Origin of the sequence: Paenibacillus faecis (genome assembly GCF_008084145.1) — a bacterium.
Lineage (GTDB): Bacteria > Bacillota > Bacilli > Paenibacillales > Paenibacillaceae > Fontibacillus > Fontibacillus faecis.
Window position 1 is genome coordinate 470,861 of sequence record NZ_VSDO01000003.1, and the last position, 24,954, is coordinate 495,814.

The window sequence follows — 24,954 nt, forward strand, 5'->3', positions numbered from 1 at the left end:
GGGCAGGCACACAGAAGGCTAACATGGCGATCGCCCATTTGATGATACGAATCATTTATGTAATGCTTCGTGATAAAGTGCCTTATGAAGAATTAGGGCGCGAGTATTTAGTTTCCGACAAAAAAGTAGCAGAGTCCCTTGTGAAGAAGCTACAAAAGCTAGGTTACCACGTCGAACTAACCGAGACTGCTTAAATATTAGTTTTTAAAAAAAGGCAAAAATCATTTAAGGGATGCTTTAAAGTCAATTTTAATTTCGCGCTGTGAAGCAACAAATTCATTTTCGTATAAATTTAGCTTAACGGGCTTGCGTGTAGCAATTAACTGGAAAACCTCCCGCTAATTTGTGGATGCCAGGGCGGTTTCCCCGTATTGGGCAAAATTAGCGGGAGAAATTCCAGCTAAATCGGGCTCCGGAGGGGAAATGGGCTGATTTAACGGGAGGTTTTCCCGTTATTCTCCCGTGCAGGCCGTGAGCAGGCCGGTTGCAGGCTCCGTTCGGGCTGACGGCCTGTCCGGCTTGCAGCCGGGCAACTGACCCTCACATAGCTCACAACCGCACAGCTCGTAACCATGCAGTTTGTAACTATGCAGTTTGTAGCCATACGGTTTGTAGCCATCAGCAGGCTGGCGGTCAAGCCAAGCTAGGATTTTTTTGCCGAATGGGATATGATGGATGGTATCATCTGTTATACAAACAAATGTTCGAGAGGAGTTGGCCTGACGTGACCGTAAATCCAACCGATGCCCTTACGCGCTGTGCCTGGGTGAACGCCGATCCCCTGTATATCGCCTATCATGATGAAGAGTGGGGACGGCCGCTGCGCGACGACCGGAAGCTGTTTGAGCTGTTGATGCTTGAAGGAATGCAGGCCGGGTTGAGCTGGTATACGATTCTGAAAAAACGCGAGAGCTTCCGGGAAGCCTTCGACGGCTTCGATCCGATGAAGATTGTGGAGTATGGACCGGATAAGGTCGAAGAACTGCTGCAGAACCCCGGCATTATCCGGAACCGGCTCAAAGTGCAGGGCGTCATCACCAATGCCCGGGTCTATCTCGACATCGTCAAGGAGCATGGCGGTTTTGCCGATTACTTATGGAGCTTCGTGGACGGTACACCGGTCGTCAACCAATGGGAGAGGATCGACCAGGTCCCCGCCTCCACCCCCCTGTCCGACGCCATGAGCAAAGCGCTGAAGAAGAAGGGCATGAAATTCGTGGGAACGACGATTATCTATGCCTTTATGCAAGCTTCGGGTATGGTGAACGACCACACGCTGAACTGTTTTTGCCGGAGCGGAAACTAAAATCCGATTCCTCCGACCAAACGCAAAAAGAAAGAGGTCGCTCCGAGCGCGGTATCATGTCCGCCCGGAAACAACCTCTTTTTTTATTGGAATTCCCACGCACTGAGGCTCAGGGTTCCCCATTGATAGCTCTGATGCAGCCGCCGGGCCTTTCGCCCGGCATCGCCCGCCCCCATCGCCAGCAGCAGCGGGATGAAGTGTTCGCTGGTCGGCACGGACTGAGCCGCAAAAGGAGCCAATTCACGGTAACGGAACAGTTCGTCCGTGTTCCAGTTCTCCAGCCGACGGGCGATCCAGGCGTCAAATTCCCGCGGCCAGGCCTCCACATGATCCGGCCCGGCGTTCCAGTGAATTTGCCGCAAATTGTGCACGATGCCCCCGCTGCCTATAATCAACACGTCCTGCTTGCGCAATTCTCCTAACGCTTTGCCGATTTCGTACTGCTGTCCGTTGCTCAAAGCGCGGTTCACCGACATCGCGACGACCGGAATATCCGCCTCCGGAAAGAGCAGCTTCAATACCGCCCAGGCTCCGTGGTCCAATCCCCGCTCCGTGTCGCGTTCACTCGTGATTCCCGCGTCGGTGAGCAACGCGGCCACTTTGCCGCTTAATGCCGCATCCCCGGGAGCCGGGTACGTCATTTGGTACATTTCCTCCGGAAATCCGTAGAAGTCATGGATCGTATCGTAAGTGTCCACCAAACAGACCTGCTGCACAGGGGCTTCCCAATGGGCTGAGAATATCACGATTCCTTTGGGCCGACGCGGCAGCGTTTGGGCAAAGTCTTTAAGAAAACGGGTGTATCCGTGATCCTCCAATACCAACGAAGGCGCGCCATGCGCGAAAAAATACGCAGGGAGACTCATGCCCGTTCCCTTTTTCTTGCGGTCAACCAACGGTCCAACGACCAGCCCGCCGTATCCGCCAGCACGAAGAAGATCGCCATGGACAGCAGCGCCAGATCCAGTTCATATCCGTTCAAAAGGCCGGCGGACAGCTTGGCGGTAAAGATTGCCCCCAGCATCACAACGGCAAGCACCGCCGAAACGTACCGCGTAAACAACCCGACGATCAGAAGCAGCCCGCCGATGAGCTCGATCGGACCGACCAGATAAGCTGCAAAACCGGGAAGATGAATGCTCTCAAACCAGGCCGCCACATTGCCCAGTCCCATCTTCATCTTATCCATTCCGTGCGCCAGAAACACGACGCCCAGCACCAACCGCAGAATCGTCATTCCCCAAACTTGCTTCATCTATGTTTCCTCCTCAAAAAAATATTAGTAATATGAATATTTTATTCATGGGAATTAAATTACCTTAGTTCATCTGGATTGTCAACAAAAATATTGTTATTATTAAACTATGTTTTGTATTACTAATATCACATCGTATTAGCGGGCGCCCTGACTTTGAGATCGTTCGCAAGCAGGAGGGATATGCCTATGGATATCGGGTCCACCATCCGGTCGATCCGGAAACGCAAGAACATCACCATCGCTCAAATTTGTGAAAAAACCGGCCTTTCCCAAGGCTTTATGAGCCAGGTCGAGACCAACAAGACCTCGCCGTCCATCGCCACTTTGGAACATATCGCCGGAGCCTTGGACGTGCCCCTGGCCTATTTGCTGCTCAAAAAAGAGGAACGGATGCAAATCGTCCGCAAAGAAGAGCGTATTCTGACCTCGAGCGGACCCGAGCAATTGAGGGTCTTCCATCTCGGATCCACGCAGCATATGCGGATGATGATCGTGGAAATCCCCCCCGGCGCTTCTACCGGTGAAATGCCGCACGCCCATGAGGGAGAGGAAATACATCTCGTTCTGCAAGGTAAAATATATGCCGAACAAGGCGAGGACAGCGCGATCTTCGAGGAAGGGGATTCCTTCAGCTGGAACGCTTGCACCCCGCATCGGGTACGGAATGACGGCGAGCAACCGGCCCTGGTGCTGATCTCCGTTTACCACGACGCGCAGAAAGACACAGGCTGGATGGGGTAATCGATACGAAGATAAGAGATCTCCCGCTTCATTCCGGTCTACCCATTTTCCGGGTTCCCCGGCATTTACCCAGCCCGATCCGCCAATGCCGCATATGTTTAGTTAAAAAGGGAGATGTTCAGGTGAAGGTGAAAGCGAAGGAGAAACCACCGAAATCCCGGCTCACCATTATCCTCGAAAAAGGAAACCGGCGCATCATCACGCGCACCCCTTTACCGGGGGTGGATAAAGTCGTGGTGGTCGTCAACCGCCAGTTTACCAATGCGCCCAATACCACGCAGATCACCAGCGGAGCGGGCCGGAGCAGCGCATCCGGCAACAACGCGGCGATTTTATCGCCGCTGACCCGGCAGCAGCAAAGCGTGGGCGCCGGCGGCCTGGCCAAAAACCTCGAGGCCAAAGGCCGGCGAAAAGGCAAGCCCGCCGCTTCCGTGCTGCCGCTTTACCCCGGCGTCCCCGGCAAAGAGGTCGTGATCATCATCAACGACCAAATCGTCAAGCTGCCGAGGGGCTTTACGAACGCCTCGGCGACGCAGGTGGCCAGCGGAGCCGGGGCGTACAGCACGGGCGGAACGAACTCCGCCATCGAAAGCCCGGGCACCCGGCAGCAGCAGGCCGTAGGCGGAGGGCCGGGCAGCGCCGCGCTCAACAAATGGTTCGGCCGGGAAACCCGGCGGCAGCGAACCGGACGATCGCGGCGGCTCAAACGCAAGCCCTCCCGCGAAGCCAGGGGGCGCCGGCGTTAAGCGCACGACAAACCGCCGCCGGGGAGGAGGGTCCCCCGGCGGCGGTTTGCGTCGGGCGCTGCATCGCCCCGATTATTGCGGCCCCCGCTCCGAAAGCTGCTGCTGGGCTAAGCGGATCATTTCGCGGACCATGGTTCCGCCGATTTTGCCGCCAACCTGTCCGACCGATTCCGTGGTCAGGTTCCCGTTTTGCCCCGGCCGCAGCGGAACGCCCAGCTCCCGGGCGACCTCAAACTTCACGTCATCCGGCCGGTTCGGGTCAACGGCATATCCTTCGCGCCGCATCACTTCGGCCTTGAACCTCTGCATCCCTTGATCGGCTCCGGGCACCGCGTACTTCCGATTTCTTCTGGACAACGAGCTCCACCCCTTCGACTGGTTTTACCCTAAGATGCCCGGGGACAGCGGGAACTATCCCGGTGATGTTTTTACCAGTTGAACATCGTCGTAGCCCGCCCCGGTATTCAGCCAGCGCGCCGACCAGACACCGAGATTACAAAATGTACCTCTCTGTTATTATCGGGAGTCCGCCACCTGATGGACCGTCTAACGGAAACTATAGGCGCTATTTCTGTCAAAAGGGCTGATTTCAATCTCTAACGGAAATAATAGCCGCTATTTAACCGATCTACGATAATGCTCACCCCGAAGGAGCACAATAGGCGCTATTGTGTCCGTTAGAATTTTAAATGGGCGTTTATCACCGAAATAGCAGCTATGGCGTCCGTTAGAAGTTCGGTCCAATCGGTTTAACTTATTCCAGACGGTTCAATCGGTTGAAGAACGATTCAACCGTTGTTAATCCTCCCTATCCCCTTCCAACGTCAGGCTCACTTCAGCGGCCGGCCCGCCCTGCTTTCTGGTTTGCGACGGGGTCATGCCGATGTACCGTTTATACAGCCTCGTGAAATAGTTGGCGTTCCCGCATCCGACCCGAGCGGCGATCTCGGTGACCGACATCCCGCTTTCCTGCAGCAGCCGCCTCGCCTCGTTCATACGGCAAACATGGATGTATTCGACGAAGGTCCGGCCCGTCAATTGCTTGAACAGCCGACAAAAGTAAAAAGGCGTCAAATTCAGAAAACGGGCTGCCTCCTCCACCGACCAGGCCTCCCCCGGATACTCCTCGATCCGGCGGATCAACCGCTTAAAAGGCTCCCGGTTGGGGAAATAGGCCGCATGCGCTGTTTTTTCCGGCCCCTCCTCCATCCCCGCCCTCGCCAGCAGCGTGAAGTACAGATGGAGTTTTGAGGTAACGACCAATTGGTACCCCTGAGGTCTTGCCGACAATTCTTCCACCGCCTCCTCCAGCCAGGCCCGGCTCTGATCTCCCCGGCTAGGATCTTCCGGCTTGACCGGAAAGTGCCGCCGGCCCTCCAAATAGGGCACGATCAGTTGGTTATGAACCGGATCATGCATCCAAGGATTAAACAGCGACGGATTCAAAACGATGCAATCGAAATCCACGTCGCCTTCATCCAACGCATATCCGACATGCAAACTGCCGCCCGGAATCAGGATAATCTCTTCCGCCCCGGCTTCATATGGACGGCTGTCGATATGAAAAACGGCGCGGCCTCTCCGCATCAAAATGATCTCCATGTGCTCATGCCAATGTAAATACAGCACGCAATCCCCCGGATTGACCCGGGAGCACCGATTGGCAAAAAGCTGTACGGGATATATTTTTTGTTCCAGGTAAGTCTCTTCCCTAAGCTCTTTGGGATTGGTCATTGTAAACATCTCACCACCGCAAGATCGGACTAATATTGCACAAGATCGCATAGAGCAGCCGGCGATCCTCCTAGCTATAATGAAGCTGTTAGGACCACTATATGACAATATTGGAGGGATGGGAAGCATGGAACACTTCCTGCGCATCGGCACGTTGGTCGGGGGCGGCGACGCCGACCGCATCATTCCGCAAATCGTCCGGCATGGCTTCGAATCGTTTAATTTGACCTTTTGGCAGACCACCGGGAAAACGAACCTAGAGGAGTTGGCCAAACGGGTGCAAACCCTTGCCGAAGAACATGACTTTGTGATTTCAGCCCTAAGCATATTCGGCAACCCGTTGACCGGAGCAGGCGACAACGCCGATACACTGGCCAGTTGGGAACGGCTCATCGACCATGCCCATTTGTTCGGCACCGATTTGGTAACCGGTTTCACCGGAAGGCTTCCCGGACAGCCGATCGACGAATCGATCCCGAAATTCAAGGAAGTTTTCGGCGAACTATCGCGCCGGGCGGCGGACCGTGGCGTACGCCTCGCTTTTGAGAACTGCGATATGGGCGGGACCTGGCAGAACGGCGATTGGAACATCGCTCACAACCCTACCGCCTGGGAAATGATGTTCAACGCCGTACCGGCGGACAATATCGGACTGGAATGGGAGCCCTGCCACCAGATGGTCAGCCTGATCGATCCGATCCCGCAGCTGAGAAAGTGGGCGAAGAAGGTGTTTCACGTTCACGGCAAGGACGCCACCATCGCCTGGGACGTCGTCAAGGAATACGGGGTACACGGCAAACAGCCTTACGTCTGGCATCGGACGCCCGGTTTCGGAGACTGCAACTGGGCGGATATCATCACGATTTTGCGCCAGAACGGATACCGGGGAACGATCGATATTGAGGGATGGCATGATCCTGTTTACAAGGATGAGCTGGAAATGACCGGGCAGGTTCACGCTCTCCGCTATTTAAAATTTTGCCGGGGCGGCGACATCGTCCCCAACCCGGTTTAGAAAGGGGGCTTAGACGGCCATGATCGGTTTAACGAAAAAGCACCGTGTCCTCGTCGCCGGCTGCGGCGGCATGTCCCACATTTGGGTCGATTACGCGCTAAGCCGCAGCGATACGGAAATCGTGGGGCTTGTGGACCTGAGCCTCGAAGCCGCCGACGCGTTGGCTTCCCGGAAGGGGCTTTCCTGCCCGCGATTTACCGATCTCCGCGAAGCGATTCTCCAGACGGACGCTACCTTGGTATTTGATGTGACCATCCCCGCAAGCCACTATGTCATCGGCAAAACAGCGATGGAAATGGGCTGTCATGTCTTTGCGGAGAAGCCCCTGGCCGAGAACCTTGCGCAGTGCCTGGATCTGCTTGAGCTATCGCGGAAAAGCGGCAAAATCCATGCCGTCATGCAGAACCGCCGCTTTGACCCGAACATCCGCGCGCTCCGCCGCCTCGTCGGCGAGGAAACGATCGGGCGGCTCGGCTTTATCGGCGCGGACTTTTTTATCGGCCCGCATTTCGGCGGATTTCGCGATGCCATGGACAGCCCGCTTCTGCTCGATATGGCGATCCACACCTTCGATCAGGCCCGCTATATTCTGGGCGCCGACCCCGTCTCGGTGTACTGCCATGAGTTTAATCCACCCGGCTCCTGGTATGCCGGAAACGCGATGGCCGTCTGTATTTTTGAAATGTCCGACGGTTCGGTGTTCAACTATCGCGGCTCCTGGTGCGCCGAAGGGGCGTCCACTTCGTGGGAAAGCTCCTGGAGAATCACCGGCGAGTTCGGCACGGCCTTATGGGACGGACAAGGCGAGCCCTATGCGGAAATTGTGGCGGAGGGGAGCTCCGCCGACCGGTTTATCCGCGAAACGAAGCGCGTCGCCGCCGTTCCCGTGAACATGGCCCTGACCGGCCACCAGGCTTGTCTCGCGAACATGTTCGATGGGCTGGAGACCGGGGCCCGGCCGGAGACGGATTGCAGCGACAACATCCACAGTATCGCCATGGTATTAGGGGCGGTGGAGAGCGCCAGGTCGGGGAATAAGGTCCATTTTGCCGAGTTTATGAGAAATGGGTGGGCCTAGTGCCCCGGGCAGGCATCGAAATCGTATTTAGCCCATGGGGGTTAAGGGGCCCCGCGCGGCCTTCCTGCCCCCTCCCAACTCCAAAAAGATGCAAATCTGCAGGCTTTTAGATCGATTTCACGAGCGGATGCGAAAAAGGATGCAAATCTGCAGGTATTTCTAGCGATTTTAGAGTAACAAGCTGGTTTCGTCGAAAATTCCTGCAGATTTGCAGGAATTTTATATTACCAAGCTGGCTGATGGGCCTTATGAAGCAAAACCGCACTCTGCTCTATACCCGATAAGAACCAGGCCTGAGGCAGTGATAAAACTCTATTTTCCATATTTTTCTGCACAACTCTCATCTCCCAGACTCGTCCAACTAAGTGAGCTTTATAATTTATTTTAATTCTTGGGAGGATGACCTCATGAAAAAACCGAAAAAGAAACACGCCCTCCTGCTTCTGCTTAGCGCGGGACTTCTTACCACCGCGGTTCCGGCCTATGCCGCCGAGTCCGCAGCACAGGGTTCGGCACCGCAGCAGACGCCGCCGGTGAACATTGTGTTGGACGGGAAGCGGATCCAACCGGTCGCGGATCCAAAAATCGTGGACGGCGCTGTGCTCGTTCCAATGCGCGGTCTGTTTGAGGCGCAAGGCGCGAAGCTCGCTTGGGACGGCGCCACCAAAACGGTGACAGCCACCAAAGGGGATGCGAAGCTCACCTACCGGTTGGGCGAAAGCTTGGCCGAGCTGAACGGCCGGACGCTGCAGGTGGATGTTCCGGGGCAGGTGGCGGACGGCCACACGCTGGTTCCGCTGCGTATGGTAAGCGAAGCCCTGGGCAGCACCGTCGTTTGGGAAGAGGACGCCCGAACCGTCCGCATTACGTCTGCCGCCCTCATCGGCAAAGAGGCGTCGATCCGCTGGGGCGTGAATCTGCGGAGCGCTCCGGACGCGGAGAGTGAAGCCGCGGAGGAACTGCTTCCGGCCGGCGCCAAGGTCACGGTTCTCCGCGAAGCCTCGCCGTTCTGGCTGGAAGTCAGCACGGAGGACGGGCGGACCGGCTACATATCCGCAAAACCGAAATACACCGACTATACAAGCTCTGCCCTGCGGGACAAGCAGGCGGATGAGCTGCTCGCCTATGGCATGACCTTTGCCGGCACCCCGTATGAATTCGGCGCGTCGCCGGATCAAACCGCCACCTTTGACTGCTCGTCTTTCGTCAAGCGGGTATTTGCGGATACGTTGGGGATCGAGCTCCCCCGGGTATCCTATGACCAAGCCAAAGAAGGACAAGAGGTCAAAATCGAGGATCTCCGCAAAGGCGATCTGCTCTTTTTCGGGGCGCGCGGTTTGGATATCGGCCATGTCGGCATCTATGCGGGGGATAACCAAATTTTGCACACGTACTCGAAAAAATACGGCGTTCGCCTGGAGGCTTTCTCCGACAGCTGGAAAGAGCGGTTCGTGACCGCGCGCAGGGTGTTTTAATGGTGGATGACACGCGGAACAGGCTACGGGGGCGAACAGCGGACGGTGCGTTGGGTGGCGTATCAGGTAGTGCGCCAAGCGGCACGTTAGGCTGGGCATCACGTGGCACGTCAGGCCGCAGGTCATGCTGCGCACCAGGCGTCGTGTCAGTTAGCGGGAGAATATCCCGCTAATTGGGCCGGACCCGCCCAGGGAGCCCAAATAGCTGGAAAATCTCCGGCTAATCCGTGCCCTGCAGCTCCGTTAGCCGCTTTGCGACGAAATAGCGGGAGGAAATCCCGTTAATGTAAGAGGACGACGGGACCGGACACTACACTCAGAAGATCGAGGCACTCAGGTGAAGGATTAGTTAGTTGAGTAATATGATTGGCCTGCGGTGTTTAGTTACGGTAGGAGATAAAGGCAAGTTAGAGCTTGGACATGTTAGGCTGGGCGAGGGCAGGCCTAGCCTTGGGGTCGGGCGCGGCGATGGATGGGCATGGATGGGCTCTGGTTGGGACCTGAGCGGCAGATTAACGGGAAAAACTCCCGTTAAATGACGCGCGAATGGCCAAGTGCGAGGATTACCTGGAAAAAATCCCGCTAATCAAACATGGCCTAGCGGCCACCGCCAGTAATGAAAATGGTACGGTCATTCACCTACTTTTCTGTTACATTTAAAGTGTGAGTCATAGGTCGGCCAAATATTGGGGATCTACCCCGTCCGTTAATCGGACCAACTGCAGCCATGAGGATCGCCGAGTGTTGCCTTGAGCACGTGTATAAATTTTCTCCTCAAAAGGTTGCATGATTCACACCCATACTGCAACTGGAGGGATAATATGGACGCCATACGCGAATGTTGTGCTGGACTGGATGTCCACCAGGAAACTGTAGTAGCTTGCCTGCTGAGCGGGCCGCTTCATAAGAAGCCCAAGTCTGTTATTGAAACATTCGGTACCACTACACGAGAGCTCTTGCGGTTACAAGACTGGCTCGTAAAGCACGAATGCACAGAGGTTGCCATGGAAAGCACAGGAGTTTATTGGAAGCCGGTGTGGAACATACTTGAGGGCACCTGTACTTTAACCTTGGCAAATTCGCAACATATCAAAAACGTTCCTGGCAAGAAGACGGATGTAAACGATGCGGAATGGATTGCGGGATTACACCGTTGTGGGCTCATCGATGGTAGCTTCGTCCCGGATGAATCCATACGAGATTTGCGGGATCTTACTCGCTACCGTCGAAAACTCATTCAAAACCTTACTCAGGAAAAAAACCGAATCCACAAAATTCTTCAGGATGCAAATATCAAACTAACCACGTTCATCTCGGACCTGTTCGGTGTTTCTGGACGTGCCTTACTGGGATCCATCGTCAACGGGGAAGTCCTTGACGTACATGAGGTACGCAAAATGGTACACACCCGGCTGAAGATGAAGGTCCCGTTGCTGGTTGAAGCACTGAATGGTCGCCTGCGCTTGCATCACCGAAACATGATCAAGCGGCACTTGGAACATATACATTATTTAGAAAAGCAGATTCAGGAACTCGAGGCTGAGATTGAATCGGCAGTAGAGCCTCACATGAGGGAAATACAGTTGCTCGATACGATTCCGGGAATTGACTTCGATGCTGCGGCGAGCATCGTAGCGGAAATAGGTACCGATATGGCGCATTTCCCAAGTGAAGCTCACTTAGCCTCTTGGGCAGGCGTTTGTCCAGCCAACCATGAGAGTGCCGGTAAAAAAAAAGAAAAAAGAACAACCGCGGAAACAAGCATATAAAGTCCGTGTTATGCCAAGCGGCATGGGCAGCGATAAAAAAGAAGGATAGCCGGTTTACAGCAGTGTACTCCCGAATTGCAAAGAGGGCAGGCACACAGAAGGCTAACATGGCGATCGCCCATTTGATGATACGAATCATTTATGTAATGCTTCGTGATAAAGTGCCTTATGAAGAATTAGGGCGCGAGTATTTAGTTTCCGACAAAAAAGTAGCAGAGTCCCTTGTGAAGAAGCTACAAAAGCTAGGTTACCACGTCGAACTAACCGAGACTGCTTAAATATTAGTTTTTAAAAAAAGGCAAAAATCATTTAAGGGATGCTTTAAAGTCAATTTTAATTTCGCGCTGTGAAGCAACAAATTCATTTTCGTATAAATTTGCCGTGATTGGGCCGGACTGGCCAAAAGGAGCTGAATTAGCGGGAGGAAATCCAGCTAATTGGGCGATATCCCACCAAATGAGCGATATTAACGGGAGAAAATCCCGTTAATGTGAGCGGACGAATGGACCGGACGCTACACTCGGAAGATCGAGGCACTCAGGTGAAGGATTAGTTAGTTGAGTAATATGATTGGCCTGCGGTGTTTAGTTACGGTAGAAGATAAAGGCAAGTTAGAGCTTGGACATGTTAGGCTGGGCGAGGTTACACCAAATGAGCAATATTAGCGGGAGAATATCCCGCTAATGTAAGCGGACGGCGGGACCGGACACTACACTCAGAAGATCGAGGCACTCAGGTGAAGGATTAGTTAGTTGAGTAATATGATTGGCCTGCGGTGTTTAGTTACGGTAGGAGATAAAGGCAAGTTAGAGCTTGGACATGCTAGGCTGGGCGAGGGCAGGCCTAGCCTTGGGGTCGGGCGCGGCGATGGATGGGCATGGATGGGCTCTGGTTGGGACCTGAGCGGCAGATTAACGGGAAAAACTCCCGTTAAATGACGCGCGAATGGCCAAGGGCGAGGATTACCTGGAAAAAATCCCGCTAATTTGCAGTGATTGGGCCGGATTGGCCAAAAGGAGCTGAATTAGCGGGAGGAAATCCAGCTAATTGGGTGAGGTTACACCAAATGGGGGAAATTAACGGGAGGAAATCCCGTTAATTAGTAGAACAGGATCAAGCGCCATTGAGCTAATGCCTCCCTGGACATCGGAATACGAGAAAAAGACAATGCGCTGCTTAGCGTTGACTTGGCGTGAAACTCCCGATAAGCACGCAGCCCCACGCCTGCCAACATCCCTAATCGTATTTAGCCCACGGCGATCAAGATGACAACGCAGTTCCAATGCTCCAACTCAAAAAAGATGCAAATCTGCAGGCATTTTGTTCGATCCAAGCGCGAATGCGAAAAAAGATGCAAATCTGCAGGCATTTCTAGCGTTTTTAGAAAAACGAGCCGGTTGCTTCGAAAATTCCTGCAGATTTGCAGGAATTTTATTTACCAGTTTGTTTGATGGGGGTACTGGCTTCTTCCTCCTATAAAGATCTGTTAAGTAGCGGCGGTTAAAGCCTCTCCATTTCATCAACGTCCCTCGAAAATGACGATTCCATGAACCGGGAATACCCTGCCCTTCTCTGTCCATACTAATCCCATCCAAAACAACCCGGAGGCGGATCGGAATGGCCATGGAGGCGGAAAAGGAAGTCAGGGCGGGCATGGAAACAGGGCTGCAAACGGAGCTGCAAAAACAAGCGCAACTGCAAAAGGAAGCGGAACTGCAAAAGAATGCGGGGCTGCAAAAGGAAGCCGGCAAGAAGATGAGCCTGCTCATGTTCAGCGGGGAGTACGACAAGGCGATGGCCGGGCTGATTTTGGCCAATGCGGCGCGGGATATCGAGGTCGAGGTAACGATGTTCTTCGCTTTTTGGGGGTTGTTTTTGCTGCGGGATCCCGAACGGATGACGCAGGAGGACAAGACGGTCTATGAGAAGCTGCTCGGCTGGATGTCGCCGAAAGGCGCGGAGGACCTTCCCTTGTCCCGCATGAATTTCAGCGGCTTGGGAAAGTGGATGCTGACGGAGATGATCGAGGATCAGGAAGCCCCCAAGCTGATTCATTTCCTAAAAGGGGCGCGTAAAAAAACCGTCAAATTCTACGGCTGCCGATTGTCTCTGGAAATTATGGGCATCCGGCCCGAAGAGCTGATTCCGGAGCTTGAAGTCGTGGACGCCCAAACGTATCTCCGCGACGCGCTCGCTTCCGATGTGCAGTTGTTTATTTGAATTTCAAATAATGTTCACGGCTCCCTTTGGAACGCCATCGGGCATCCCAGCGTACCCTAAACCGATCAATCGAACGGAGGGCACACGCCTATGCTCAAGGCCAACATGGGGAGCCTTGTTTATGATTTGCCGGGCTCCAGTGAAGCATTCTTCAACCGGTACCGGAAAAATACGATCGGCGAGGGCCATACCTTCCTGTCTCCCTACGGCCGAAAGCCGCTCCTTTATGCCGACTGGGCGGCCAGCGGCCGGCTGTATCGCCCGATCGAAGCGAAGCTCGCGGAGGAGTTCGGCCCCTGGATGGCCAACACGCATACCCGCTCCACCATCACCGGCCGGACCATGACCCTCGCTTACGAGGAAGCCAAAGCGGTCATCAAGCGCCATGTGAACGCAGGTCCACAAGACATGCTGGTGTTTGCGGGAACCGGCATGACCGGGGCGGTAAACAAGCTGCAGCGGCTGCTGGGACTGAAAGTCCCCGAGCGGTTTAAATCCCGCATCCGCTTAACCGAAGCGGAACGGCCCGTCATCTTTATCACCCACATGGAGCATCACTCCAACCAGCTCTCCTGGGCCGAAACGATCGGCGAGGTCGTCGTCGTTCCTCCCGGGCCGGAGGGGAACGTGGAGCCTGAACATTTGGAGCGGTTATTGCGGCTTTACCGGCATAGACGCGTCAAAATCGGCGCCTTCACCGCCTGTTCCAATGTGACAGGCTTCGAAACGCCCTATGACGAACTTGCCCGAACGATGCACCGGCACGGCGGCAGGTGTTTCGTCGATTTCTCCGCTTCCGCGCCGTATGCGCGCATCGACATGCATCCCGCCCCGCCTCGGGAAAGGCTGGACGGCGTCCTGTTCTCCCCCCACAAGTTTCTGGGCGGGCCGGGGACGAACGGCATTCTCGTCGTCGACAAATCCTGCTGCGACAGCGACGTTCCCGACCATCCCGGCGGCGGTACGGTGGTGTGGACCAATCCGTGGGGCGAGTATCACTATGTCAAGGACGCGGACGCGCGGGAGGACGGGGGGACACCGGGGATTTTGCAAGCCATACGAGCAGCTTTATGCATTCGCCTGAAGGAGGAGATGGGCATTTCCCGCATGAGAGCGCGGGAGAAGGAGCTAACCTCCCTTCTGCTGCAGCAACTTGCGCGAATCCCCGGCCTCCGTCTTCTCGGAGGAAGCCACCGTGATCGGCTGGGCATCGTTTCATTCACGTTCGACACCATCCATTACAATTTGGTGGTCCAACTGCTCAATGACCGCTTCGGCATCCAGGCCCGCGGCGGCTGTTCCTGCGCCGGAACCTACGGCCATCACTTGCTGGGCATTGGCCTGGCGGACTCCCGCCATATCGCCGAACAAATCGCGGAAGGCGACCTTTCGGGCAAACCGGGCTGGGTCCGCCTCTCTCTGCATCCGATGATGACGGATCAGGAAATCCGCTACATCGCCGCCGCCATCCGGGATGTGGCCGAACATATCGCGGAATGGAAAAAAGACTACATCTTCGATCCGGGCACCGGCGAATGGCTTCATCGCTCACACAAAGGAACTAGTGCTCCAGGTTTTTAAAATACGTGTAAACCTTGTTCAGCTTTTTCTCATGGCGGCCTTTGGGGCTCTCCATGCTTCCGAACTCAAAGAACTTGACCGGCCGGATGCCGACATAGCGGAGCAGCGCCCTTCCCATCAATACTTTATGGGCGTTATTCAGATAGAACCAGGGGTAAATCCGCTCGGGGCCCTTCATGGTGGAAATGCAGACCGCCGATTTCCCTTTCAAAAGGCCTTCTGGCAGCAGCCGGCCGTTGTCACGGTACCCGAAGCCGGAGGAGAACATCCGGTCGATGTAGCCGAGAAGCATGGCCGGAGGACGACCCCAAAAAATCGGGTACACGAACACGAGCTTATCCGCCCATTGAATCTGCTCGCGGTATTTGGCCAAGCTGGGCTCACGGTGCATATCGCGCCTCCGCTTTTCCTCGTTGTACACCAGGACGGGATCGAAAGACTCCGCGTATAAATCCAACACTTGAATCCCGGAAATTCTCGGATTTTCGCGGCTTCCCTCCAGCACTTTTTGCAAAAAGGCGTAACTCAGGCTTTGATGATTCGGATGAGTATAAATGACCAGCAGGTTCATAGCTCGCACCCCATTTACTTATCATTTGATAAATAAATCCTATACGACATTTAATTAGTTGTCAAATGATAATTGTTTTTTGATAATGAGTTTGCTATTGTCGTTGATGAGGTGGTTTTGTGGACAAAACTGAGCTTTTTCAACAATTCGTAGCCTTTACCACTGCCGTACATGAAGTCAAACACGACATCACCAAGGGCTTGAAACCGGAGGGAATCACCCCGGTCCAATACGACATTCTGGAGTATATCGCGGTTAGCCAGCCGGTAACCCTGAGTCAGATCAGCGGTTGTCATCATATCTCGATGCCTAACGCTAGCCGCGAAATCCGCAAGCTCCGGGAAAAACAGCTGTGCGAGAAAGTGTCCGCCAAAGGGGACCGGCGCGTACAGCTGATTCGTCTGACCGAAGCGGGGCAGCGCCTCATGGACGGGGTGTTCGGACAGATCGAAACCCGGTTTCATCAGCGGGTCGGCCATCTGTCGGAATCCGAAATCAAGGACATCGGCAACGCGCTCCATCTGCTTCACACGAAGGTGTTCTCCTGAACATACAAAAGCCTGGCTTCCCTTTTTACGCAAGGTGATGCCAGGCTTTTTTTCCGCTTGTCTCGATTTTTACCGGTTCAGAATGCTGTCTTCCAAGACGGCGCTCTTATCTCCGTATTCCTTGATGATATGCTTCTCGCCCCAGGCGCATAAGGAATCCAAAATCCCCTTCAAGCTCCACCCGTATTCCGTCAGTTCATACTCGACCCGCGGCGGCACTTCATTGTAGCTGATCCGGTTGACGATCCCGTCCTTCTCCAGCTCTCTCAGTTGTTGGGTCAGCATTTTCTGCGTGATTCCCGGCATCAGGCGTTTCAAATCGCTCGTTCTTCGTTTTCCATACGTGAGATGGCACAAAATGACGCACTTCCATTTCCCCCCGATAACCTCCAGCGTGGCTTCCACCGAGATATTGTATTTTTTCGCCAAAGCGCCTTCCTCCCTTTTTTATGCATTAGGCACTTTTTAGTACCTATATCACTTTAAAGTACGTACTGTTCATGACCGCCTCGATAAATGATAATAGCATATGCCGGCCGGCGGCGACAAATCGCAAGAGGAGTGGAAGAACCTGTGACTATAGAAAAAAAACGAAGTATGCTGGCGCTTCTGGCCCTCGCCGTCAGCGCCTTTGCAATCGGGACAACCGAGTTTATCAGCGTGGGACTGCTTCCCTTAATCGCTGGAGACTTTGATATATCCGTCACTACGGCGGGACTCACCGTCACTCTGTATGCCCTGGGGGTCACGTTCGGCGCTCCGGTGCTGACCTCGTTAACCTCCGGGGTTTCCAAAAAAACGCTGCTGCTCGGCGTGATGATCATCTTCATCATCGGCAACAGCCTGGCCGCCATGGCGGGCAGCATCGGTGTCCTGCTTGCCGCCCGCGTCATCTCGGCCCTCGCGCATGGCGTGTTTATGTCGATCGGATCGACGATCGCCGCGGACCTCGTACCCGAGAACCGGCGGGCCAGCGCGATCTCCATTATGTTCTCGGGTCTGACCGTGGCCACGGTCACGGGCGTGCCGCTGGGCACGATGGTGGGTCAGCAGTGGGGCTGGCGGACGGCCTTCATCGCCATTGCTCTCATCGGCGTGGTCGCTTTCCTCTCAAACCTGGTTCTCGTGTCCGGCGGGAATTTACGCAAAGGCGCAAAAATCCGGTTCAGCGATCAGCTCAAACTGGTCGGCAACGGGCGCCTGCTGCTGGCTTTCGCCATCACCGCGCTGGGATACGGCGGCACCTTCGTCGTCTTTACCTATTTATCCCCGCTGCTTCATGAAATCACCGGATTTCCCGAGAAAACGGCCGCGGTGATTCTGCTGATGTACGGCATCGCCATCGCGATCGGCAATCTCCTTGGGGGGAAAGCGGCCAACCGCAGACCGGTCAGCGCCTTGTTCTACATGTTCGGCGTTCAGTCCCTCGTGCTGTTCGCCCTGGCCTTCACGGCGCCGCTGAAAATCGCGGGGCTGATCACCATTTTCCTGATGGGCCTGTTTGCCTTCATGAACGTGTCGGGACTGCAAATCTATGTCGTCATGCTGGCGGAACGTTTCGCGCCCCAGGCCAAAGACATCGCCTCCGCCGTCAATATCGCCGCCTTTAACGCCGGGATTGCCCTAGGAGCCTACCTTGGCGGCATCGTCACCGACCGGCTCGGCCTTCTCCATACCACCTGGGTGGGAGCGCTGATGGTTCTGGCCGCGGTAATCCTTACCGGCCGGGCCCGGGTGCTCGAGCGAAGGGACGCCGGCCGCGTAAACGAAAGCGCCCCGTCGCCGGAGGGCGGCTTGCATCGGGCCGCGCAAAACGGGTAAGCTATTTTATGGAATGCCATACCAACTAAAAAGAACATCATTCTAGGAGATGACTGAACCTATGATTAAAAATTTGCAGGATACCGTAACTTTGCATAACGGCGTAAAAATGCCGGGCTTCGGTCTGGGCGTTTTTAAAGTCGAAGAAGGACAAGAACTCGTCGCGGCGGTGAAAGCCGCCATCCGCCACGGCTATCGCAGTATCGACACCGCGGCCGTGTACCAGAATGAAGCCGGCGTCGGGACGGCGATCCGCGAAGCGATCGAAGAATCGCTCGTGAAACGCGAGGAGCTGTTCGTGACCTCCAAGCTGTGGAACGCCGATCAGGGGTACGATTCGGCCTTGGCCGCTTTTGAAGCCAGCATGGACAAACTCGGCCTCGAGTACCTGGACCTGTACCTGATCCACTGGCCGGTCAAAGGCAAATACAAAGAGTCCTGGCGCGCCCTGGAAACCCTCTGCCGGGAAGGAAGGGTGAAGGCGATCGGGGTGAGCAACTTCCAAATCCATCATTTGCAGGATGTCATGGAAGGGGCGGAAATCAAGCCGATGGTTAACCAGGTGGAATTCCATCCGCGGCTGACGCAAAAAGAACTGCTGCAATTCTGCCGGGAGCAGGGCATTCAACTGGAAGCCTGGTCCCCGCTGATGCAAGGGGAACTGTTGAACGATCCCGTGCTTCAGGAAATCGGGGCCAAGTACGGCAAGACCGTGGCCCAGGTAATTTTGCGCTGGGACCTGCAGCACGGGGTGATCACCATTCCGAAATCGACCAAAGAAGCGCGGATTATCGAGAACGCCTCGATCTATGATTTCTCGCTGAGCGAAGAAGATATGAACCGGATCGACGCGCTGAATGAAAACCGCCGGGTTGGCCCGGACCCGGATAACTTCAATTTTTAATGAGTTGAGTCGAATTTAACGGGAATATTCCCCGCTTAATTGACCCTGACAGCCTCCTGTCAGGGTCTTTGTTTTTCCCGAAATATCCCCGCCAGAACAGGAATGCAACCTGAAGTTGACAAAGTGCAACGGCGGAATGATAGAATGCCCCGGCCTGTTATGCAATAATTTGGGTATCACAAACAAATAAAGAAAGGGAAGCTGCCCATGACATTCGGTGAAAAACTATTGAAATTAAGAAAAGAAAAGGGACTCTCCCAAGAAGCATTGGCGGAGAAATTAAACACGACGAGGCAGGCGGTCAGCAAATGGGAGAACGGTCAAGGTTACCCCGAAACGGAGAAACTGCTCATGATCGGAAACCTCTTTGAAGTTTCTATGGATTATCTGCTGAAGGAGACGGTTCAGCCCCATCCTAACGAGGAGGAGGCACGAGGGTATTATGTAAATAAGGAAACGGCGGAAGCCTATCTGATGCATGAACGCAGAACATCCAAATTTGTGGCGTTGGGATTTGGTCTGCTTATTTTCTCCACCGTCCCCTACTTGGTTTTTAAGCAGGAACCGGCTATCTATACCTTCCTCATCATTGTTATCGCCGTGCTCGGGATCGGCATGCTCGTGACAGCCATATCGATCGATGGAGACAACACGTATAAAGCGCTAAAAAAGGAGCCTCTGTTATTTGACCCCGGCTATCTTAAAGAGCTGGCCGCGAGATATGAGCAAGCGAAGCGGAGATGCAACCCCGTCATCGTTGTGGGAGTTTGTCTGATTTTAACGGGGGGATTGGCCTTCCTGCTGGAAAAGAAAGAAATAACCTCCGGAATTCTGGTCCCTTACTATCCGGGGTTTGCGGCTATGATCGCCGTGGGCATGTACATTTTCGTCCGAACTCTGGCCGTCTTGGAAGCCTATAAGCTCTTGGTAAAGAATGAGGAGCATGTAAATCGCCTGGGTGCCAAACTTTTGAAGAAGGCGCGGAAAAAAATAGAGGATCTTTAATGTCCCGGCCCTGGTCCGGAGCCGGTTCCCGAAGGAATCGGCTCCGCCACCGGGGACTTTGACGTTCCCTTGAGGGTGAGGGACCGCGGGGTGAGGGGCCGTGGGCCGCGTGTTATTCCTGCGGCTCTCCCGCCGCTTCCCAGCGGGCGATTTCCTCGCGCACCCGCGGCGCCACCTCGGTCCCGAGCAACTCGATGGACCGCATCACCTGCTCATGCGGCATCGTCCCGAGCGGGCAGTGGAGCATAAACCGGGTGATCCCCACGTTTTTGCGCAGGTAAATGATCTTCCGCGCGACCGTATCCGGATCGCCCACATAGAGCGCGCCTTCCAGGCTGCGCGCGGCATCGAGGGAAGCCCGGCCGTAATGGCCCCAGCCGCGCTCCCGCCCGATGACGTTCATGCTGGCCTGGGTCGAAGGGAAGAACAGATCGGCGGCCTGCTCCGCCTCCTCGCCGACGAACCCGTGCGAGTGCGAGGCGACCGGCAGCTTCGCCGGGTCGTGGCCGGCCTGGGCCGCCGCTTTCTTGTACAGCTGCACGAGCGGGGCAAACTGGGTCGGCCGGCCGCCGATGATGGCCAGCACCAGCGGCAGGCCAAGCAGTCCGGCGCGAATGACGGACTCGGTGTTGCCTCCGCTGCCGATCCATACCGGCAGCGGTTCCTGCACCGGGCGCGGATACACGCCGAGGTTGCGGATCGCGGGGCGATGTTTCCCTTCCCAGGTGACTTTCTCCGATGCGCGGATCTTCAGGAGCAAGTCCAGCTTCTCGTCGAATAGCTCGTCATAGTCCTGAAGATCATAGCCAAATAACGGGAAGGATTCGATAAAAGAGCCCCGCCCCGCCATAATCTCCGCCCGCCCGTTCGAGATGCCGTCCAGGGTCGAGAACTCCTGGAACACCCGCACCGGGTCGGCGGACGACAGCACGGTTACCGCGCTGGTGAGGCGGATCCGCTCGGTCTGCGCCGCGGCCGCCGCCAGAACGACGGCCGGGGAAGAGGCCGCATAGTCCTTGCGGTGATGCTCGCCGACACCGAAGACGTCGAGCCCCACCCGGTCCGCCAGGACGATTTCTTCCACGACCTCGCGCAGACGCTGCGCGTGGCTGATCAATTCGCCGGTATGCACATCCGGCGTGGTTTCCACAAAAGTGCTGAGCCCGATTTCCATAGGGATCCTCCTATTTACTTTCATAAATTCATTAACTTAATTTACTGTAGTTCCTATTGTGACGGTTTGCGGCGGATTTTGCAAGTCGTGAATCGCTCTAACGATATCAGTGCCGACTCCAATAAAAACCACCCGTGTGAACGGGATGGTTTGGTCTAAGGCTTATAAGCCTTTATTACCGGCTCGCGTCTAAAGGCGCTTGCTTTCACGACGTTCAAGCTACTATGCCGCTGCCGCGTTTGACTACCCCGGAAGGGGTGCGATTATTGCTAGTCCCCCGTCACACAACCCTGATAATATAGAATTCCTGCATATCTGCATGCTTTTTTCCTGTTTGGACTCAAAATTTCTAAATACCTGCAAATCTGCAGGAATTTTCGACGAAACCGGCTCGTTTCTCTAAAATCGCTGGAAATGCCTGCAGATTTGCATCTTTTTTCGCATTCCCTCGGGAATCGGCCTAAAATACCTGCAGATTTGCATCTTTTGGAGTTGGAAGCTTGGAAACACACTAGGCGCCTCTTTATAATGTGACATATCACTTCGATTAGCCATTAAGCCACCTTTTCTTTTCGTTATACATAGCAGCTTGAACACTCCTATATAGTGAACACATCAGCTGGTTTTGGCTATAAGCATCACTATACCACCCGCATAACTGGTGTTTTTTTGTTTCGCACGCTTCGCCAGCTCAACTGGCTAAAGCCCCAAATCAAAAAGACGGTCCCGAGCCTAACCGCCCGAAACCGTCTTTTGCTAAAATTCAATCCTGCGCTTGCTCGTTTTCAGTTCAACCGGAATCCGATTGGCCCGGCCAGGAGGTGACGCCGAAGTTTGGGAGACTGGAGCCTCTTGCAGATCCAGATGACGGATTTGCGGAAGCGGCTCCTTCCCTGAAGATTTCGGATACTCCAGATGAGGCCGTGGCTTCTGCACCAAGGCCCCCGAACCGGCCGTTCCCGTGTACACACGATCCAGGCCTTTCAACAGCGCTTGGATGAACTGCTCCGGAGAGTCCTGTTGACTCTCTCCTTCCAGCCGCAGATGGATCACGGTATCGTCAGCCAACTTCAAGGTAACGATAACCCCCTGGCCGTACTTTCCTTCGCTGATTATACTGAGTCCGGTTATTTCCCGTAACCGGATTTCATATCTTGCCCCGGCCTGCGCCGAAGCCATGATGATGACGATCAGACGTTCCGGCGTCAAAGCCAACACCTTGGCTTTCCCGGATACGTTGGACCACTTCTCAAAGTCTTTATATAAAGAAGTAATCACTTCCCCCTGCCGGATGATGCCAAGCTCCTCCAGTTCCAACAGGCTGGCCTCGTCAACCTCGATATGCAGCTTGATCCGGCGCTTCACCAACACCTGAAGCACGATGATGCCGCCGACCGTCGTTGCCGCCGTATAGCCGTTAAAATAATCCATCAACCAAAAACCGATGAGCAGCAGTAATAAAACACACTGTGCGGCTGTGATGTAGGCTCTTTTACTCTGCGCTGACATCCTGTAATACCAGAAGCCTTTCCCCGGCCGGTAGGGGGCAAGCGCACCACGAATCAGCTTATTGGCTTTGACGATGGCAAATACGCTGGCTACCAAGAGAAGCAAACTCAGAAATCCCATTATCCATTCTTTTTCGGCGATGGCAAAGTACAATCCCAGCACCCACATCGGCAGGCCCAAAAAAACAATGATTCTCCTTTTTGATTTCAGGTCTTTAAGTTCATCATGGTTGTCCATCTTCACAAACTCCTTCAGTCTAAAGCTTGTACCGGGAGAAACCCTTCTCCGTCACAACATACCCCACCCCGTTGCCGGAATACGTAAACCCTGCATCCTCCGGGAGCCGAATCGTATACTTCGCCTGCAGGGTAACCGGATCAAGCACATAACGGCCGGAACCCGGGAAGTTCAGCTCCACGCTGCCATCCTGAAGCAAGTTCAACGCGATGAAGAAATCGGTTTTGTCCTGGATGGCGGCCGATTTGACCAAACCTTTGGCGTTAAAAAGAGATAGTTTCCCGTTCGCATACACGCCGTACCCACTTCCGAGCGAGGCCACCACCGCGTTCCCGGCGATATCCCGCCCCCACAGGAGCTTACCGGTTGGATCGAACCCAAACAGGCGGTTGCCCGTTTTCGGCAAATTCGCGCGGACCAGAACCGTGCCGTCGGCAAGCACCTCGTTATAGTCAACCTCGGCATAAGATTGTGCCGGCAGTTGGTGCGCAAACACCCGTTTCAGCGAAGCATCCAGGGCCTCGATCCGCGAGCCCTTGCCGCCGCCGTAGTTCGTCTGGATCAGAACCCGGCTGCCTTTGACGGTAACGGTCCCTTTATAGGCTAGGCTTTTAAGCCGTGCACCGTTTTTGCCGATCAGCGTCAGCGAGCCCCCCGTGTAATTGCCGAGCGCGTCCATTTTTCCTCTGGAGACAAACACCAAATTTCCGGTGGCAAGCCTAAACAGATAGCCATCCTTGCTGGAAAAATTCAGGGTCCACTTTCTTTTTCCGTCCGGTCCCACGGCGTAAACTTGGGTTCCTGTGGGTGAAAGATTATCGGTAAACGTCACATATACCGTCCCGTCCGGGGAAACGAGATACGGCTGCGCTTCGCGAACCAGCGAGGTTCCGGGATCGGCAAAGTTGGTCGACCACTTCAATTTCCCGGTCTCGGTATCAAAGGCCTTCAGCGTATCTACGACCCAAATCTTCGTCTGCGTGGGACGCTCCTCTTTAGTATGCAAATATACCGTGTTCAACTTCGGAATCTCGAACGGTCCTTCTTCCAGGCTGCCCAAGTCTCCCACGACGTCCGGTTGGCTCCACTGCGGATCGGGGAGCTTGTTCACCACCCCGGCGGCATTGGCTTCTGCCCCGACCGGCTCGGCTATGCCCGCCAATCCGATGCTTCCCGTCAAGAGCATGGCCGCGAGGCAGCCTTTAAGCAGTTTTTTCGTTTTCATGACAATCCTCTTCCTCTCGTCGATCATCTGTAATCTATGTACTCTATTACCATACTCTCCGGTCCGCGTCTCAACAAGAGGACAAACGCCCATCCACAGCCCTTGTATTTTTTATGTTGACAAATTCTTCCTAAACCTGCTATGTTGGCGTAATACCCTTCTGCAGAGAGGGGTCATATTTAAAGGAGTGTTATGACTTATGTTCAAACCTTTTTTTGAGGGACTTCTTTCCCAAGCCCGGGAAAAAGCCAGTTCAGACCCCCGGTTTGTAGGCCTCCTTGCAGGTGGCTCTCTCATGACCGGAACGTTGGATGAATTCAGCGATTTGGACTTGATTGTGGTTTATGATGCCGCCTATCGGGAAGAAATCCTCGAGGAACGGTTGCATTACGCAAAAAGTTTGGGACCCTTGCTATCCGCCTTCACGGGGGAACATGTCGGTGAGCCCCGGCTTTTGATTTGCCTATACGACTTCAAAGGCCGGCTGCTCCATGTGGACCTGAAGTTCGTCTCCGTCCCCGAGCTGGCGGACCGGATGGAAGACCCGGTCATTCTTTGGGAAAGAAGCGGCGAGGTCAAAAAAGTGTTGCTCGACACAACCTGTCATTCAGAAAACGTAGACATACAGTGGATGGAGGACCGGTTCTGGGTGTGGATTCACTATTGCGCCACCAAGTTGGGGCGAGGCGAGCTTTTCGAGGTAATCGACAGCCTCGCTTTCATCCGAAGCTCCGTCCTTGGTCCGCTCATCCAGGTGAAGAACGGGAAACTCCCCCGAGGAGTGCGGAGATTGGAGCAGTTGAACAGCCAGACTGTGATCCGATTGAAAGACACCCTCCCTGCTCATACTCCAAAAAGCTGCTATCGGGCCATAAAGGAAGCCATTAAGATTTATCGCGAATTACGCCAGGATTATCCGGAATTGGAGCCTCGACTTGACGCGGAGGATAAGGTCGTCCCTTATCTGGACCGCGTCTATGAATCCTTCGCCTTGTAAAAAGCTATATCGTTACACGCGAAAATATCCCCGACTGCAG

Annotated in this window: 25 protein-coding genes and 1 pseudogene; 16 read left to right on the plus strand and 10 right to left on the minus strand. The window is 54.6% G+C overall.

The features are described 5' to 3' along the window. Positions 1-23: 23 nt before the first annotated feature. Positions 24-194, plus strand: coding sequence for a hypothetical protein (locus FRY98_RS28955; RefSeq protein ID WP_249043370.1), 171 nt, complete (start codon positions 24-26; stop codon positions 192-194). A gap of 530 nt (positions 195-724) precedes the next feature. Then, complete coding sequence (locus FRY98_RS15565; RefSeq protein WP_225039143.1) at positions 725-1,306, plus strand: DNA-3-methyladenine glycosylase I; 582 nt, start codon at positions 725-727, stop codon at positions 1,304-1,306. An 83-nt stretch (positions 1,307-1,389) separates the two neighbouring features. Here the strand turns inward: FRY98_RS15565 and FRY98_RS15570 are convergent, their stop codons facing one another. Next, on the minus strand, positions 1,390-2,172 hold the full coding sequence (locus FRY98_RS15570) for a DODA-type extradiol aromatic ring-opening family dioxygenase (protein WP_148453565.1): 783 nt from the start codon (positions 2,170-2,172) through the stop codon (positions 1,390-1,392). Then, positions 2,169-2,561 (minus strand): DoxX family protein, encoded by a 393-nt coding sequence (locus FRY98_RS15575; protein ID WP_148453567.1) that lies wholly within the window; start codon positions 2,559-2,561, stop codon positions 2,169-2,171. Before FRY98_RS15575 ends, FRY98_RS15570 begins: the two co-directional genes overlap by 4 nt. A gap of 189 nt (positions 2,562-2,750) precedes the next feature. Here FRY98_RS15575 and FRY98_RS15580 point away from each other — a divergent pair, with 189 nt between their 5' ends. After that, complete coding sequence (locus tag FRY98_RS15580) at positions 2,751-3,305, plus strand: helix-turn-helix domain-containing protein (RefSeq protein WP_148453569.1); 555 nt, start codon at positions 2,751-2,753, stop codon at positions 3,303-3,305. Between the two features lie 167 nt (positions 3,306-3,472). Continuing rightward, positions 3,473-4,051 carry a hypothetical protein gene (locus FRY98_RS15585; protein ID WP_420819705.1) on the plus strand — a complete coding sequence of 193 codons (579 nt, stop codon included), beginning with the start codon at positions 3,473-3,475 and terminating at the stop codon, positions 4,049-4,051. A 72-nt stretch (positions 4,052-4,123) separates the two neighbouring features. Here the strand turns inward: FRY98_RS15585 and FRY98_RS15590 are convergent, their stop codons facing one another. Further along, positions 4,124-4,408: an alpha/beta-type small acid-soluble spore protein gene (locus FRY98_RS15590; RefSeq protein ID WP_148453571.1), complete on the minus strand. Its 285-nt coding sequence runs from the start codon at positions 4,406-4,408 to the stop codon at positions 4,124-4,126. A 441-nt stretch (positions 4,409-4,849) separates the two neighbouring features. Continuing rightward, positions 4,850-5,785, minus strand: a complete 936-nt coding sequence (locus tag FRY98_RS15595) for a helix-turn-helix transcriptional regulator (RefSeq protein ID WP_148453573.1) — start codon at positions 5,783-5,785, stop codon at positions 4,850-4,852. Between the two features lie 127 nt (positions 5,786-5,912). On the opposite strand from FRY98_RS15595, the gene FRY98_RS15600 reads away from it, so the two are divergent. The 5 genes and pseudogenes from FRY98_RS15600 (at position 5,913) to FRY98_RS28960 (ending at position 11,400) form a co-directional block, all read left to right on the plus strand. Then, on the plus strand, positions 5,913-6,800 hold the full coding sequence (locus FRY98_RS15600) for a sugar phosphate isomerase/epimerase family protein (protein WP_148453575.1): 888 nt from the start codon (positions 5,913-5,915) through the stop codon (positions 6,798-6,800). Between the two features lie 19 nt (positions 6,801-6,819). Next, positions 6,820-7,878, plus strand: a complete 1,059-nt coding sequence (locus tag FRY98_RS15605) for a Gfo/Idh/MocA family protein (RefSeq protein WP_148453577.1) — start codon at positions 6,820-6,822, stop codon at positions 7,876-7,878. A gap of 407 nt (positions 7,879-8,285) precedes the next feature. Continuing rightward, the gene (locus tag FRY98_RS15610; RefSeq protein ID WP_148453579.1) at positions 8,286-9,353 is read left to right on the plus strand and encodes a C40 family peptidase; all 1,068 of its coding nucleotides are present in this window, start codon (positions 8,286-8,288) and stop codon (positions 9,351-9,353) included. An 821-nt stretch (positions 9,354-10,174) separates the two neighbouring features. Next, a pseudogene (locus tag FRY98_RS15615) lies at positions 10,175-11,130 on the plus strand (IS110 family RNA-guided transposase); the annotation flags it as partial. Positions 11,131-11,229: 99 nt separating this feature from the next. Further along, on the plus strand, positions 11,230-11,400 hold the full coding sequence (locus tag FRY98_RS28960) for a hypothetical protein (protein WP_249043370.1): 171 nt from the start codon (positions 11,230-11,232) through the stop codon (positions 11,398-11,400). Positions 11,401-12,414: 1,014 nt separating this feature from the next. Here the strand turns inward: FRY98_RS28960 and FRY98_RS15620 are convergent. Further along, the gene (locus FRY98_RS15620; RefSeq protein WP_148453581.1) at positions 12,415-12,702 is read right to left on the minus strand and encodes a hypothetical protein; all 288 of its coding nucleotides are present in this window, start codon (positions 12,700-12,702) and stop codon (positions 12,415-12,417) included. A 175-nt stretch (positions 12,703-12,877) separates the two neighbouring features. Between FRY98_RS15620 and FRY98_RS15625 the strand changes: the two genes are divergently transcribed. Then, positions 12,878-13,342 carry a DsrE/DsrF/DrsH-like family protein gene (locus tag FRY98_RS15625; RefSeq protein WP_249043447.1) on the plus strand — a complete coding sequence of 155 codons (465 nt, stop codon included), beginning with the start codon at positions 12,878-12,880 and terminating at the stop codon, positions 13,340-13,342. A 90-nt stretch (positions 13,343-13,432) separates the two neighbouring features. Then, the gene (locus FRY98_RS15630; RefSeq protein ID WP_148453583.1) at positions 13,433-14,923 is read left to right on the plus strand and encodes an aminotransferase class V-fold PLP-dependent enzyme; all 1,491 of its coding nucleotides are present in this window, start codon (positions 13,433-13,435) and stop codon (positions 14,921-14,923) included. On the opposite strand, the gene FRY98_RS15635 is transcribed toward FRY98_RS15630, so the two are convergent. Continuing rightward, a complete protein-coding gene (locus tag FRY98_RS15635; RefSeq protein ID WP_148453585.1) occupies positions 14,904-15,494 on the minus strand; it encodes an NAD(P)H-dependent oxidoreductase in 591 nt (196 codons plus the stop codon). The two genes, FRY98_RS15630 and FRY98_RS15635, sit on opposite strands and share 20 nt — an antisense overlap. A 119-nt stretch (positions 15,495-15,613) precedes the next feature. Here FRY98_RS15635 and FRY98_RS15640 point away from each other — a divergent pair, with 119 nt between their 5' ends. Further along, positions 15,614-16,042, plus strand: coding sequence for a MarR family winged helix-turn-helix transcriptional regulator (locus FRY98_RS15640; RefSeq protein WP_148453587.1), 429 nt, complete (start codon positions 15,614-15,616; stop codon positions 16,040-16,042). 69 nt (positions 16,043-16,111) lie between these two features. Here the strand turns inward: FRY98_RS15640 and FRY98_RS15645 are convergent, their stop codons facing one another. Then, complete coding sequence (locus tag FRY98_RS15645; RefSeq protein ID WP_148453590.1) at positions 16,112-16,471, minus strand: winged helix-turn-helix transcriptional regulator; 360 nt, start codon at positions 16,469-16,471, stop codon at positions 16,112-16,114. 144 nt (positions 16,472-16,615) lie between these two features. Between FRY98_RS15645 and FRY98_RS15650 the strand changes: the two genes are divergently transcribed. From FRY98_RS15650 to FRY98_RS15660, 3 genes are all read left to right on the plus strand, one after another. Beyond that, positions 16,616-17,863, plus strand: coding sequence for an MFS transporter (locus FRY98_RS15650; RefSeq protein ID WP_148453591.1), 1,248 nt, complete (start codon positions 16,616-16,618; stop codon positions 17,861-17,863). 61 nt (positions 17,864-17,924) lie between these two features. Then, complete coding sequence (locus FRY98_RS15655) at positions 17,925-18,767, plus strand: aldo/keto reductase (protein ID WP_148453593.1); 843 nt, start codon at positions 17,925-17,927, stop codon at positions 18,765-18,767. 207 nt (positions 18,768-18,974) lie between these two features. Further along, the gene (locus tag FRY98_RS15660; protein WP_148453595.1) at positions 18,975-19,772 is read left to right on the plus strand and encodes a helix-turn-helix domain-containing protein; all 798 of its coding nucleotides are present in this window, start codon (positions 18,975-18,977) and stop codon (positions 19,770-19,772) included. Between the two features lie 112 nt (positions 19,773-19,884). On the opposite strand, the gene FRY98_RS15665 is transcribed toward FRY98_RS15660, so the two are convergent. From FRY98_RS15665 to FRY98_RS15675, 3 genes are all read right to left on the minus strand, one after another. Beyond that, positions 19,885-20,946 carry an LLM class flavin-dependent oxidoreductase gene (locus tag FRY98_RS15665; RefSeq protein ID WP_148454531.1) on the minus strand — a complete coding sequence of 354 codons (1,062 nt, stop codon included), beginning with the start codon at positions 20,944-20,946 and terminating at the stop codon, positions 19,885-19,887. Positions 20,947-21,702: 756 nt separating this feature from the next. After that, positions 21,703-22,692: a hypothetical protein gene (locus FRY98_RS15670; protein ID WP_148453598.1), complete on the minus strand. Its 990-nt coding sequence runs from the start codon at positions 22,690-22,692 to the stop codon at positions 21,703-21,705. 19 nt (positions 22,693-22,711) lie between these two features. Then, positions 22,712-23,917: a PQQ-binding-like beta-propeller repeat protein gene (locus FRY98_RS15675; RefSeq protein ID WP_148453600.1), complete on the minus strand. Its 1,206-nt coding sequence runs from the start codon at positions 23,915-23,917 to the stop codon at positions 22,712-22,714. A gap of 199 nt (positions 23,918-24,116) precedes the next feature. Here FRY98_RS15675 and FRY98_RS15680 point away from each other — a divergent pair, with 199 nt between their 5' ends. Beyond that, the gene (locus FRY98_RS15680; RefSeq protein WP_148453602.1) at positions 24,117-24,914 is read left to right on the plus strand and encodes a nucleotidyltransferase domain-containing protein; all 798 of its coding nucleotides are present in this window, start codon (positions 24,117-24,119) and stop codon (positions 24,912-24,914) included. Positions 24,915-24,954 lie beyond the last annotated feature (40 nt).